The sequence below is a fragment of the Streptomyces sp. NBC_01551 genome (assembly GCF_026339935.1).
Lineage (GTDB): Bacteria > Actinomycetota > Actinomycetes > Streptomycetales > Streptomycetaceae > Streptomyces.
In genome coordinates this window covers 992234-1005693 of the sequence record NZ_JAPEPX010000001.1, presented here as the reverse complement: position 1 = coordinate 1005693, position 13460 = coordinate 992234, and the positions used below count along the sequence as shown (strand labels likewise).

Genomic DNA, 13460 nt, shown 5'->3' with positions numbered 1-13460 from the left:
GTGGCGGCCCGGGGGGCCCACTGCGGTACTCGGAGATGTGGGGTACGGGGACATGACCGTCGGTACGAACAGCTCGCCAGCGGCCGTCGATGCGGCCCCGGCCGAGTTCGCCGGGCTCGGGATGGATCCGGACGACCTGCCCGACGGGCTCGTCATCGCCGACCACACCGGGCGGGTCATCTGCTTCAACTCCGCCGCCGCCCGGATCACCGCCCTGAAGGCGGGGGACGCGCTCGGCGCGCTGATCGACCGGGCGCTGCCGCTGGAGGACCTCGAAGGCCGCCGCTGGTGGACGCTGACCGACCCGTACGGGGGGCTGGCCACCCGGCGCGGCCAGCCCGAGCGGAACCTGCTGCTCCCCGGCGGGCGCGAGGTGCTGGTCTCGGCCCGCTACGTACGCACCCACCCCACCGGGCCGCTGCGCCGCCTCGTCGTCACCCTGCGGGGCACCGAGGCCCGGCGCCGCACCGAGCGCAGCCACGCCGAGCTGATCGCGACGGTGGCGCACGAGCTGCGCTCCCCGCTGACCTCCGTCAAGGGCTTCACCGCGACGCTGCTGGCCAAGTGGGAGCGGTTCACCGACGACCAGAAGCGGCTGATGCTGGAGACCGTCGACGCCGACGCGAACCGCGTCACCCGGCTGATCGCGGAGCTCCTGGACATCTCCCGCATCGACTCTGGGCGCCTGGAGGTGCGCCGCCAGCCCGTCGACCTCGCGACCGCGGTGGGCCGGCACGTCCAGGCGCTGACGGCGAACGGACAGGCGCCCGACCGGTTCCTCGTACGGGTCAGCCGCCCGCTCCCCGACTGCTGGGCCGATCCGGACAAGATCGACCAGATCCTCGGCAACCTCCTCGAAAATGCGGTGCGGCACGGCGACGGAACGGTCACCATCGACGTAACGCCGCACGAGAAGGGAACCGCCGTCACCGTGACCGACGAAGGCCCCGGGATCCCCGAGGAGTCGATGGGCCGCGTCTTCACCCGCTTCTGGCGGGGGAGCAAGCGCGGCGGCACCGGCCTGGGCCTCTACATCGTCAAGGGCATCGTGGAAGCCCACGGCGGCACCATCACGGTCGGCCGCGGGCACAGCGGCGGCGCCGAGTTCCGATTTATCCTGCCCGTCGCCGCCCCGGCCTACCTCACGCAGTGACCCTGCGCGGAGTCCCGGCAGGCGGCCCACGGGCTCCCTCCACCCCCAGCGGCCTTTAGACTCGTCCTTTGGCACCTTTGTGTCCTTGTCCGATCAGGTCGATCGAGTCGTCGGGGACCACCAGCCAGCCATCGGAAGTACGGGAAGAGATGTCGGCACCGAACAAGTCGTACGACCCTGTCGAGGTCGAGGCACTGAAACCGGAAGAGATCGAGCGCATGCGGGACGAGGCGCTCGCCGCCTTCGCGTCCGCCGGCGACCTCGACGAGCTCCGCGAGGCGAAGACCGCGCACATGGGCGACCGCTCGCCCCTGGCGCTCGCCAACCGCGAGATCGGCGCCCTGCCGCCCCAGGCCAAGGCCGAGGCGGGCAAGCGCGTCGGACAGGCCCGCGGCGCCGTGAACAAGGCCTTCGGGGCCCGCACGGTCGCGCTGGAGGCCGAGCGCGACGAGCGGGTGCTGGTCGAGGAGGCCGTGGACGTCACGCTGCCTTACGACCGCGTCCCGGCCGGCGCCCGGCACCCCCTGACCACGCTGATGGACCGCATCGCGGACATCTTCGTGGGCATGGGCTACGAGGTCGCCGAGGGCCCCGAGGTCGAGGCGGAGTGGTTCAACTTCGACGCCCTCAACTTCACGCCCGACCACCCGGCGCGCCAGATGCAGGACACCTTCTTCGTCAAGGGCCCCGAGGGCACCGAGGGCGACGAGTCCGGTGTCGTGCTGCGCACCCACACCTCCCCGGTGCAGGCGCGCTCGCTGCTGGAGCGCAAGCCCCCCGTCTACATCGTGTGCCCGGGCCGGGTGTACCGCACCGACGAGCTCGACGCGACGCACACGCCGGTCTTCCACCAGGTCGAGCTGCTCGCCGTCGACGAGGGCCTGACCATGGCGGACCTCCGCGGCACCATCGACCACATGGTCAAGGAGCTGTTCGGGGAAGAGACCACCACGCGGCTGCGCCCGCACTTCTTCCCGTTCACCGAGCCGTCCGCCGAGATGGACATGCAGTGCTACGTGTGCCGCGGCGAGTCGGTGGGCAACCCCGACCGCCCGTGCCGTACCTGCTCCAGCGAGGGCTGGATCGAACTGGGCGGCTGCGGAATGGTCAACCCCAAGGTGCTCATCGCCTGCGGTGTGGACCCCGAGAAGTACAGCGGGTTCGCCTTCGGGTTCGGCATCGAGCGGATGCTGATGTTCCGCCACAACGTCGAAGACATGCGAGACATGGTCGAGGGTGACGTTCGTTTCACCCGGCCTTTCGGGATGGAGATCTGATGCGGGTCCCGCTTTCTTGGCTGCGGGAGTACGTCGACCTGCCTGCGGGCGAGACCGGTCGTGACGTGGCGGCCAAGCTCGTCGACGCCGGCCTCGAGGTCGAGACCGTCGAGCAGCTCGGCGGCGGGCTCCAGGGCCCGCTCGTCGTCGGCCAGGTGCTGACCATCGAGGAGCTGGAGGGCTTCCGCAAGCCGATCCGGTTCTGCACGGTCGACGTCGGCCAGGCCAACGGCACCGGCGAGCCGCAGGAGATCGTCTGCGGCGCCCGGAACTTCTCCGTCGGCGACAAGGTCGTCGTGGTCCTGCCCGGCGCGGTGCTGCCCGGCGACTTCGCGATCGCCTCGCGCAAGACGTACGGCCGCACCTCGCACGGCATGATCTGCTCCGGCGACGAGCTCGGCATGGGCGACGACGGCACGCACGGCATCATCGTGCTGCCGCCGGAGCACGAGGTCGGCACCGACGCGATCGAGCTGCTCCAGCTCGTCGACGAGGTCCTCGACATCGACATCACCCCGGACCGCGGCTACTGCATGTCCATGCGCGGTGTCGCCCGCGAGACGGCGACCGCCTACGGCCTGCCGCTGCGCGACCCGGCGCTGCTCGACGTGCCCCAGCCGAACTCGTACGGCTACCTCGTCAAGGTCGAGGACCCGACCGGCTGCGACCGCTTCACCGCGCGCACCGTCATCGGCCTGGACCCCGAGGCGCGCTCCCCGATCTGGCTCACGCGCCGCCTGCAGAAGGCCGGCATGCGCCCGGTCTCGCTCGCCGTCGACGTCACCAACTACGTGATGCTCGAACTCGGCCAGCCGCTGCACGCGTACGACCGCTCGCGCCTCGACGGCGCCATCGGCGTCCGCCGTGCCGAGCAGGGCGAGAAGTTCACCACCCTGGACGGCGTCAAGCGCACGCTCGACGCCGAGGACCTGGTGATCACCGACCACAGCGGCCCGATCGGGCTCGCCGGTGTCATGGGCGGTGCCAACACCGAGATCGCCGACTCCGTCACCGATCCCGAGACGGGTGCCGTCACCGGCACCACCGACGTGGTCATCGAGGCCGCGCACTTCGACCCCGTGTCGATCTCGCGCACCGCCCGTCGCCTGAAGCTGTCCTCCGAGGCGTCCAAGCGCTTCGAGCGGGGCGTCGACCCGCTGGCCGCCTCCGCGGCCGCGCAGCGGACCGTCGACCTGCTCGTGCTGCTCGCGGGCGGCACCGCCGAGGCCGGCGTCACCGAGCTCATCGCCCCGGGCGCCCCGCGCACCATCGCGATGAGCGCGAACCACCCGGACCGCGTCGCGGGCATGGAGTACGGCCGCGAGACCGTCGTCCGCCGCCTCCAGGAGATCGGCTGCGACGTCTACGGGCAGGACGAGCTCGTCGTCACCGTCCCGTCGTGGCGGCCCGACCTCGCCGAGCCCAACGACCTCGCCGAGGAGGTCATCCGGCTGGAGGGCTACGCGAACCTCCCCTCCACCCTCCCGCAGGTGCCGTCCGGCCGCGGTCTGACCGCCCGGCAGCAGCTGCACCGCCGGGTCGGCCGCGCGCTGGCCGGCGCGGGCTACGTCGAGGCGCTGAGCTACCCGTTCCTGGGCGAGGGCGTCTTCGACCAGCTCCAGCTGGCGGCGCACGACGCCACCCGCCAGGTGGTCAAGCTCGTCAACCCGCTCTCCGACGAGGAGCCGGCGCTGCGCACCACGCTGCTGCCGGGTCTGCTGGGCGCGCTGCGCCGCAACGACAGCCGGGGCAGCCACGACCTCGCGCTCTTCGAGACCGGTTCGGTCTTCCGGGCCGACGCGCAGCCGGGTGTGGCCGTACGGCTGCCCGTCGACCGCCGTCCCACGGACGAGGAGATCGCCACGCTCGACGCCGCCCTGCCGGCGCAGCCGCGGTACGCCGCGGTCGTGCTGGCCGGTGCGCGCGAGCAGGCCGGCTGGTGGGGCAAGGGCCGTCCGGCCGACTGGGCGGACGCCGTCCAGGCCGCGCGCTCGCTGGCCGTCGAGGCCGGTGCGGAGCTCGTGGTGCGCCAGGGCCAGTACGGCCCGTGGCACCCGGGCCGCTGCGCCGAGCTGATCGTCACCCTGGACGGGGTGGAGACGGTCATCGGTCACGCCGGTGAGCTGCACCCGCGCGTCGTCAAGGCGATGGGCCTGCCGGCCCGTACCAGCGCGATGGAGCTCGACCTGGACCGCCTCGCGGCGGCCGGCGGCGAGCCCGTGGGGGCGCCCCGGATCTCCACCTTCCCGGTGGCGACCCAGGACGTCGCGCTGATCGTGGACGCGTCGGTCCCGGCATCCGCCGTGGAGGCCGCGCTGCGCAAGGGCGCGGGCGAACTGCTGGAGTCCCTGCGGCTGTTCGACGTCTTCACCGGCGAGCAGGTGGGCGAGGGCAAGAAGTCCCTCGCGTACGCGCTGCGCTTCCGCGCGGCCGACCGCACGCTGACGGCCGAGGAGTCCACGGCCGCGCGCGACGCGGCGGTGGCGCTGGCGGGCGAGCGGACCGGGGCGGTGCTCCGGGGCGCCTAGCCCGTAGGCCGTAGGCCGTAGGCAACGCCTGTTGAGGGGCGCATCCGGGGTACCGGGTGCGCCCCTCACTCATTCGGGTGAGAACGCAGGTGAGCCGTGTCGCGTGGGGCGGATGGTGGCCACAATCGGTTCCGGCCGAGGGGAGGCCGAAACGATGATCACGCGCGGGGAGATGCCCCAGGTCCGCCGGGTGTGCGTCCTCGCCTGGGGCGGCGCCGCGGTGTCCTGGGAGCTGTCCTCCCCGGGCGGGCTGGCCCCGAGCCTCGCGACCTGTGCGGCGTTCCTGCTGCTGGCGACGGGCTGCGCGCTGCACATCCGGCGCGGGCTGGTCGCGGAGCTGCGTCGCTCGCAGGAGATCGCGGGCGCGGCGCAGCGGGCACTGCTGCGGCCGCTGCCGGGGCGGATCGACGGCCTGGCGCTGGCGGCGGCCCAGCTGTCCGCGAGCCGCGGCGCGGCGGTGGGCGGGGACCTGTACGAGGCGGTGCCGACGGGGTACGGGGTGCGGGTCGTCATCGGGGACGTACGGGGCCACGGGCTGGCCGCGCTGGGCGCGTTCCGGGAGGCGGCGTACGACGAGCCCTCGCTGGGCGGGGTGCTGCGGCGCATGGAGCGGGCGCTGGCCCGGCACGTGCGGGACCGCGGCCGAGCGGAGCACCCGTCCGCGTGCCCGGCGGAGCCGCAGTCGCCGTCGTCGGAGGAGTTCGTCACGGTGCTGCTGCTCCAGATCGCCCCGGACGGCTCCCTCCTGGCCCTGAACCGCGGCCACCCCTGGCCCCATCTGCTCCGCCCGGCGGCGTCCGGCGAACCCTGCGGGCCCGTCCCCGCAGGGAGTTCGGCCTCGCCGGCGTCCGCGGCGCGGGGTCTGGGGCGCAGCCCCGGGAGACGGGGAGAGGGCGGGGCGGGGATCGGCTCCGCGCAGCGGGCCCGCGTACGGGCGCTGGACGGGGGCGAGACGTGGCCGCCGCTCGGGGTGGTGCCCGTGGACCCGGACGTGCGGCCGCAGGAGTGCGGCATGCTCCGCCCCGGCGAGGCACTGGTGCTGCACACCGACGGCGCCGAGGACGCCCGCGACCACGCCGGCCGCTTCTTCGACCTGCCGGGCGCCCTCGCGGCGCAACCGGCGCTCACGCCCGCGCGGCTGGTGGCGGGCGTGCACGCCGCGCTGCTGCGTCACACCAGCGGGCGGCTCGCCGACGATGTCGCCCTGCTGGTGCTCCGCAACGACCGGTAGCGACCGGTCCTGGCCACGCGCACCGGGCCCGGTGGGAGGGCCCGGCGCGCGTCCGGCCCGGCCCCTGCCGGGGCCCGGCGACCAACCGGGCACCGGCGGAACCGAGGCGCGCCGCCCGCCTGCCGTGGAGTGTCGGGCAGACAGCAGAACGGGCGGCGCGGTGACGGGTCGTCGCACTGTACGAGGGGGAGCCGACGACCCGAGCTGCCTCTTGGCGAGGCCCTTAAGTGAACCGCCCCGGGGCACCCCAGCGCGAGGGTGCGTATCGCATTTATGCGCGTACTGCATTCACACCCCGTGTGAATCGCACACCCACTAGCCTGAGTTCCACGAGCCCTTGGAGGGGCCCATGCAGCCCAACACCCTGCTCGACGCCCTCCTCGCCGAGGCGGGCATGTCCCACGCCGGACTTGCCGCACATGTCAACCAGGCGGGCCGCACCCGCGGACTCGCACTGCGCTACGAACACACCGCGGTCTCCCGCTGGTTGAAGGGGCAGCGGCCGCGCGGTCAGGTGCCCGACCTGATCTGCGAGGTGCTCGGCGGCCGGCTGGGCCGGCCCGTGGGCCTCGACGACGCCGGGCTCGGCGTGCCCGGCCCGGCGTCCCCGCACGCCACCCCGCTCAGCGGGTTCGTCGACCGGGCCGCCGCCCTGTGGCGCGCCGACCAGCAGGGCCGTACCCAGCTCCTGGCCGCCGAGGCGGTCACCGGGACCCCCGCCGTCATCCCCGTCTGGGAGTGGGAGAACCCGCCGGAGGACATGGACGTGTCCCGGGACGGCGCGACCAGGGTCGGCCCCGAGCACATCGAGATCCTGCGGGCGGCCCGCGCGCACTACGAGCTGATGTACCGCCGGGCCGGCGGGGTGGCCACCCGGGAGCGGATCATCCGCTTCCTGGGCAGCGAGGCGGCCCCCCTGCTGCGCGGCAGCTACCCCGACGCCCTCGGCCGCCGCCTGCACCGCGCCACCGGGTCCCTGGTGGCGGTGGCGGGCATCTGCGCGTACGACTCGGACGCCCACGGGCTGGCGCAGCGCTACTTCCACCAGGCGCTGCGGCTCGCCAAGGCCAGTGGGGACCGGGGCCTGGGGGCGTATGTGATCGCGCTGCTCGTCAACCAGTCGCTGCACCTGTGCGACCACCGCCAGGCGGTGGCCTTCGCCGAGGCCGCCCTGCGCGCGGCGGGCCGCCACACCACCCCCGCCCTGGCCGCGGACCTGTACGCGATGCAGGCCAAGGCGTACGCCCAACTCGGCGACACCCGCACCGCGTTGGCGTGCATCCGGCAGGCCGAGGCGGCCGCCGAGCGGATCCGCCCCGGCACGGAGCCCGACGAGACGGGGTACGTCCAGCCCGGGCTGGTCAACGTACAGGTGGCTCAGGCGCTGCTGAGCCTGGGGGATCTGGACGCCGCGCACGAGCAGGCGGCGGCCGCCGCGGCCACCCCGGCGCACGATCGCGGGCGCGTGCACCGGCTGGCGATGCTGTGCGAGATCCAGCTGCGCCAGGGCGAGGCCGACCGGGCGGTGGCGGCCGCGGCCGAGATGGCCGAACGGGCCAAGGGGATGGAATCGCTCCGGCTGCGGGAGCGGCTGCGGGCGGTCCGCGAACAGCTTCTGACCAGCGGTTGTGCCGGCGCGGAGGAGACCGCACAGCTCATCGACGGGGCGCTGCGCGTTCCCCTGTGACAGCCCGGACTGCTGCCATGTTGCCACCTACTCGAACGGAAGGTGGCACAACCGTGCAGTGGACGAACCTGAGTGAGCGGACCGTGTACAAGAACCGCTGGTTCGACGTGAACCTCGCGGACGTGGAGCTCCCGGACGGGCGGCACCTGGACCACTTCGTGATCCGGCTGCGGCCGGTCGCCGCCGCCACGGCCGTCAACGGGGCCAACGAGGTGCTGCTGCTGTGGCGGCACCGGTTCATCACCGACAGCTGGGGCTGGGAGCTGCCGGCGGGGGTCGTCGAGGACGGCGAGTCCCTCGAAGCGGCCGCCGCCCGCGAGATGGAGGAGGAGTCGGGCTGGCGGCCCGGCCCGCTCCGCCACCTGATGACCGTGGAGCCCTCCAACGGGCTCACCGACGCCCGCCACCACCTCTACTGGGCGGACGGGGCCACGTACACGGGCCACCCCGAGGACGACTTCGAGTCCTCACGCCGCGAATGGGTCCCGCTCAAACTGGTGCCGGACATGATCGCCCGCGGCGAGATCCCGGCCGCCAACATGGCGGCCGGGCTCCTGCTGCTCCATCACCTGAGGCTGGGTTAGCGGCCGTTACGGGGGTCAGCCGTACGGGTAGAAACCCGAGCCGGTCTTGCGGCCGAGGCGGCCCGCGTCGACCATCCGCTGCAGCAGCGGGGGAGCGGCGTACAGCGGCTCCTTGTACTCGGTGTACATCGAGTCCGCGATCGACGCGATGGTGTCCAGGCCGATCAGGTCGGACAGCTTGAGCGGGCCCATCGGGTGGGCGCAGCCCAGCTCCATGCCGTTGTCGATGTCCTCGCGGCTGGCGATGCCCGACTCGAACATCCGGATCGCGGACAGCAGGTACGGGACGAGGAGCGCGTTGACGACGAACCCGGACCGGTCCTGGGCGCGGACCGCGTGCTTGCCGAGCACGTCCCGCACCAGGGCCTCGGCCCGCTTGACCGTCTCCTCGCCCGTGGTCAGCGCCGGGATCAGCTCGACGAGCTTCTGCACCGGGGCCGGGTTGAAGAAGTGGATGCCGATGACCTGGTCCGGCCGCGAGGTCGCGACGGCCAGCTTCACCAGCGGGATCGAGGAGGTGTTGGAGGCGAGGATCGCGTCCGGACGGGTGATCACCTGGTCCAGGACCTGGAAGATCTCCGTCTTGACCTGCTCGTTCTCGACGACGGCCTCGATGACGAGGTCGCGGTCGGCGAACTCGCCGAGGTCGGTGGTGAAAGTGAGGCGGGCCAGGGTGGCGTCCCGCTCCTCCTCGCTGATCTTGCCGCGTTCGGCGGCCTTCGTCAGGGAGTTGTGCAGCCGGGTGCGCCCGAGTTCCAGGGCCTCGCCGGTGGTCTCGGCGACCTTCACCTCAAGACCGCTGCGGGCGCACACCTCCGCGATGCCCGCGCCCATCTGGCCACAGCCCACTACGCCGACGCGTGCGATGTCGGTAGGGAGGTCCGTCACATCGTGCCTTTCGCTGCTCATCCATCGCGGGTCCCCCGTGCTCGACAGTGGTAACTGCTTTCCGGCGCCCGCCACGCCCCCCGACGTTACCCCCGACCTTGACCGTCGTGGCGGGCCGGGGCGGGCATGCTGGGCGCCAGCAGGACAATGTCACCGAGCGGAGTGGAGTCCTCACATGGAGTACATCGGGCGGCGCGGGCTGCTGACGGGGGCGGCGGGGGCGCTTGCCGTCGCGGCGACGGGCGCGGCGGCGGCCCCGGCGGGTGCGGCGAGCACGGCGGGTGCGGCTGCGGCGGGTGCGGCGCCGAGGGCCGGTGAGCGGGCCGGGGGTCAGCTGGCCGCCGCCGAGTTCCGGGGGATGTGGATCGCCTCCGTCCAGAACGTGGACTGGCCCTCGCGGGCCGGGCTGTCCGCCGCGAAGCAGCGGTCCGAGCTGATCGCCCTGCTGGACACCGCCGTCAGGCGGCGCCTGAACGCGGTGATCCTCCAGGTCCGGCCGGCCGCCGACGCGATGTGGCCGGCGGCGCGGGAACCCTGGTGCGAATGGCTGACGGGGGAACAGGGCGGCGACCCCGGCTGGGACCCGCTCGGCACCGCCGTCGCCGAGGCGCACGCCCGCGGGCTGGAACTGCACGCCTGGTTCAACCCGTACCGGGTGGCCCAGCACACCGACCTCGACCGGCTGGCCGACGGCCACCCGGCCCTGCGCAATCCCGGGTGGGTGGTCCAGTACGGCGGCAAGACCTACTACAACCCGGGCCTGCCCGAGGTGCGGAGCTTCGTCCAGGAGGCCATGCTCGACGCCGTCTCCCGCTACGCGGTGGACGGGGTGCACTGGGACGACTACTTCTACCCGTACCCCGCCGAGGACGACTACTTCGACGACGACGACGCGTACGAGGAGTACGGCGGCGCCTTCGACTCCCGGGCGGACTGGCGCAGGAACAACATCGACTTGCTGGTCAGCGAGATGTCGGCGCGAGTGAGGAAGGTCCGTCCGGCGGCGCGGTTCGGTGTCAGTCCGTTCGGGGTCTGGCGCAACTCCAACGTGGACCCGGAGGGCTCGCCCACGCGGGCGGGCGTCGCGACGTACGACGACCTGTACGCGGACACCCGCAAGTGGGTCAGGGAGGGCTGGATCGACTACATCGTGCCGCAGGCGTACTGGGAGATCGGACACGCGAGCGCCGACTACGCGGACCTCGTGCCCTGGTGGGCGCGGACCGTCGCCGGCACGAATGTGCGGCTCTACGTCGGCGAGGCGCTCTACCGCTGCGACCCGGACAGTGCCACGGCGGCCTGGCGCGATCCGGCGGAGCTGTCGCGGCACCTCCGGTTCGCGAAGGGGTACCCCGAGGTCCGCGGCCACTGCTACTTCTCGGCGAAGCAGGTGGTCGCGGACCCCAATGGAGCGATGGCCAGGGTGGTCGCCGACCACTACCCGACCGCGGCGGCGCCGCGCTGAGTCAGTGCGTGGGCTCCGTCGGGTGCTTCACGACGCAGTCGGGGCCGGGGGACATGACGGCCTCGTGGCCGTCCTGGAAACGGACCCGGTAGGGAGGGGTGCCGTTCTCGCCGAGTACCTGGGTGATCTCGCCGACCTTGTCGTGCTGCCCGACGATCCTGCCGTGCTGCACCAACTGGTCGCCCTCGGTCGCGCGCATAGTGACCTCCTCGGTGGCGGTCCGATCCGATCCGGTGTTAGCAGTTTAGGGCGGATCGCCCCTATTTGACCCGCTGGGTCACGGCGATGCAGACCAGCACCGCGCAGGCGGCCAGCGGTGCGGCGGGCGACAGCCGCTCGCCCAGCAGCGCCACCGACCACACCAGGGTCAGCAGCGGCTGGGCGAGCTGGAGCTGGCTCGCCCGGGCCGGGCCGATCTCGGCCATCCCCCGGTACCAGACGTACAGGCCGAGGAAGGTGGAACCGGCCGCGGCCCAGACCAGCCCGGCCAGCCCGTGGCCGGTCAGGTGCACCGGCTCGTACGCGAGCCCGAGCACGCAGCCGGCCGCGCTGAGCGGCAGGCACAGCACCAGGGCCCAGCCGATCACCTGCCAGCCGGGCAGCCGGCGGGCCAGCCGCCCGCCCTCGGTGTACCCGGCCGCGCACACCAGCAGGGCCGCGCCGAGGAAGCCGTCGCCGGCCGAGACGCCGCCGCCGCTCTGCCCGAGGGTGAAGCCGAGCACGACCAGGGCTCCGGCGACGGCCGCCGCCCAGAACCGGCGGGGCGGGCGCACCCCGGTGCGCAGGGCCGCGAGGGCGGCGGTGGTCAGCGGCAGCAGGCCGACCACCACGGCGGCGTGCGAGGTGGTGGACGTCTGGAGGGCGAGCGTGGTGAGCAGCGGAAACCCGACCACCACCCCGGCGGCCACGACGGCGAGCCCCGCCCAGTGCTCGCGGGCCGGCAGCGGCACCCGTCCGGCCAGCAGGAAGCCGCCCGCGATCAGCGCGGCGAGCACGCTGCGCAGCGAGACCAGCGACCAGGGGCCGAAGCTCTCCAGGCCCCAGGCGGTGGCGGGGAAGGTCAGCGAGAAGGCGACGACGCCGAGTGCGGCGAGGGCGGTGCCGGAGTTCGCGCGACTGCCCGCCCGGCCCCGAACTGCTATCGGGCTGGGGCGGGTAGCGCTATTCTGTGCTGTCATGTACGAGCGTAGCAGTGTGGCGGAACTGGCAGAATCCCTGCGGTCGGAGCTCAATCGCTACTCGATCGGTGGAAAGCTGCCGTCGAGCCGGGCCATCGTGGAGCGCTACCGGGTCAGTCCGGTCACCGTCTCCCGGGCCCTGGCCCAGCTCGCCGCCGAAGGGCTCGTGGTCACCCGGCCCGGCGCCGGCGTGTTCCGCGCCCAGCCCCGTACGGAGACCGGCGTGCCCGGCGACACCTCCTGGCAGGAGGTCGCCCTCAGCGCCGAGGGCGCGGGCGACGTGGTGCCCCGCTCCGTGGACGCCTCCGGGGTCCTCGTCTGCCTGACCGAACCGCCGCCCGGGGTGATCGGGCTCAACAGCGGTTACCTGCACCCCTCCATCCAGCCCGAGCGGGCCATGGCCGCCGCGCTGGCCCGGGCCGGCCGCCGCCCCGGCGCCTGGGGGCGGCCGCCGATGGAGGGCCTGCCCGAGCTGCGCGACTGGTTCGCCCGCGAGATCGGCGGGGCCGTCGCGGCCGCCGACGTCCTGGTCACCGCGGGCGGGCAGAGCGCGCTGACCACCGCGCTGCGGGCGCTGGCCCCGCCCGGCGCGCCGGTGCTGGTGGAGTCCCCGACCTACCCCGGGCTGCTCGCCATCGCCCGTGCCTCCGGCTGCCGGCCCGTCCCCGTACCGGTCGACGCCGACGGGGTCCGCCCGGAGCTGCTGGCCGCCGCCTTCGAGGCGACCGGCGCGCGGGTGTTCGTGTGCCAGCCGCTGTTCCAGAACCCGACGGGGGCGGTGCTGTCCGCCGGGCGGCGGGGCGAGGTGCTGCGGATCGCGCGGGCCGCCGGGGCGTTCGTGGTCGAGGACGACTACGCCCGGGCCCTGGCCCACGAGGACGCCGGGCCGCTGCCCGCGACGCTGGCCGCCGAGGACCACGACGGGGTGGTCGTACACGTCCGCTCGCTGACCAAGGCCACGTCGCCCAGCCTGCGGGTGGGCGCGCTGGCCGCCCGGGGGCCGGTGCTGGACCGGTTGCGGGCCATTCAGGTGGTGGACAGCTTCTTCGTGCCCCGGCCGCTCCAGGAGGCCGCGCTCGAACTGGTCGGCGCGCCCGCCTGGCCGCGTCACCTGCGGGCCGTCGCCGCCGAGTTGCGCCACCGGCGGGACGTCCTCGCGGGCGCGCTGCGCAGGGAGCTGCCCGGGCTGGAACTGACGCATCCGCCGACGGGCGGGTACCAGCTCTGGACCCGGCTCGGCGAGGGCGCCGACGACACGGCCTTCGCCGCGGCGGCCCTGCGCTCCGGCGTCGCGGTCGCGGCCGGGCGGCCGTACTTCTGCGCGGAACCGCCGGGCCCGTACGTACGGCTCAGCTTCGCCGGGGTGTCGGGCGCGGGGGAGCTGGCCGAAGCCGTGCGGCGGCTGCGGGTCGGCCCCGGGGCGAACGCGGCGGCCCCGGACGCTTGACCCCGCGCCGCGGGCGGCCCAC

General features: G+C 73.9%; 11 protein-coding genes. 8 read left to right on the top strand and 3 right to left on the bottom strand.

Going from position 1 to position 13460, the window contains the following annotated elements; genetic code table 11:
- The first annotated feature begins 52 nt into the window (after positions 1–52).
- From OG982_RS04380 to OG982_RS04355, 6 genes are all read left to right on the top strand, one after another.
- Positions 53–1153 carry an ATP-binding protein gene (locus tag OG982_RS04380; RefSeq protein ID WP_266789549.1) on the top strand — a complete coding sequence of 367 codons (1101 nt, stop codon included), beginning with the start codon at positions 53–55 and terminating at the stop codon, positions 1151–1153.
- A 149-nt stretch (positions 1154–1302) separates the two neighbouring features.
- Entirely contained in the window at positions 1303–2430 is a 1128-nt protein-coding gene (pheS, locus tag OG982_RS04375; RefSeq protein ID WP_266789551.1) for a phenylalanine--tRNA ligase subunit alpha, read from the top strand.
- On the top strand, positions 2430–4958 hold the full coding sequence (pheT, locus tag OG982_RS04370) for a phenylalanine--tRNA ligase subunit beta (RefSeq protein WP_266789552.1): 2529 nt from the start codon (positions 2430–2432) through the stop codon (positions 4956–4958). The genes pheS and pheT overlap by 1 nt, the downstream gene beginning before the upstream one ends.
- 154 nt (positions 4959–5112) lie before the next feature.
- Positions 5113–6189, top strand: a complete 1077-nt coding sequence (locus OG982_RS04365; RefSeq protein ID WP_266947950.1) for a PP2C family protein-serine/threonine phosphatase — start codon at positions 5113–5115, stop codon at positions 6187–6189.
- 349 nt (positions 6190–6538) lie between these two features.
- The gene (locus OG982_RS04360) at positions 6539–7876 is read left to right on the top strand and encodes a transcriptional regulator (RefSeq protein WP_266789555.1); all 1338 of its coding nucleotides are present in this window, start codon (positions 6539–6541) and stop codon (positions 7874–7876) included.
- Between the two features lie 53 nt (positions 7877–7929).
- Positions 7930–8460 carry an NUDIX hydrolase gene (locus OG982_RS04355; RefSeq protein ID WP_266789556.1) on the top strand — a complete coding sequence of 177 codons (531 nt, stop codon included), beginning with the start codon at positions 7930–7932 and terminating at the stop codon, positions 8458–8460.
- Between the two features lie 15 nt (positions 8461–8475).
- On the opposite strand, the gene OG982_RS04350 is transcribed toward OG982_RS04355, so the two are convergent.
- The gene (locus OG982_RS04350; RefSeq protein WP_266789557.1) at positions 8476–9369 is read right to left on the bottom strand and encodes a 3-hydroxybutyryl-CoA dehydrogenase; all 894 of its coding nucleotides are present in this window, start codon (positions 9367–9369) and stop codon (positions 8476–8478) included.
- Between the two features lie 154 nt (positions 9370–9523).
- Here OG982_RS04350 and OG982_RS04345 point away from each other — a divergent pair, with 154 nt between their 5' ends.
- On the top strand, positions 9524–10813 hold the full coding sequence (locus OG982_RS04345) for a glycoside hydrolase family 10 protein (protein WP_266947948.1): 1290 nt from the start codon (positions 9524–9526) through the stop codon (positions 10811–10813).
- Between the two features lies 1 nt (position 10814).
- Here the strand turns inward: OG982_RS04345 and OG982_RS04340 are convergent, their stop codons facing one another.
- Positions 10815–11012 (bottom strand): DUF1918 domain-containing protein, encoded by a 198-nt coding sequence (locus tag OG982_RS04340; RefSeq protein ID WP_266630889.1) that lies wholly within the window; start codon positions 11010–11012, stop codon positions 10815–10817.
- A 61-nt stretch (positions 11013–11073) separates the two neighbouring features.
- Complete coding sequence (locus OG982_RS04335) at positions 11074–11991, bottom strand: DMT family transporter (RefSeq protein ID WP_266789561.1); 918 nt, start codon at positions 11989–11991, stop codon at positions 11074–11076.
- On the opposite strand from OG982_RS04335, the gene OG982_RS04330 reads away from it, so the two are divergent.
- Positions 11990–13438, top strand: coding sequence for a PLP-dependent aminotransferase family protein (locus tag OG982_RS04330; protein WP_266789563.1), 1449 nt, complete (start codon positions 11990–11992; stop codon positions 13436–13438). The genes OG982_RS04335 and OG982_RS04330 overlap by 2 nt on opposite strands.
- The last annotated feature ends 22 nt before the right edge of the window (positions 13439–13460 follow it).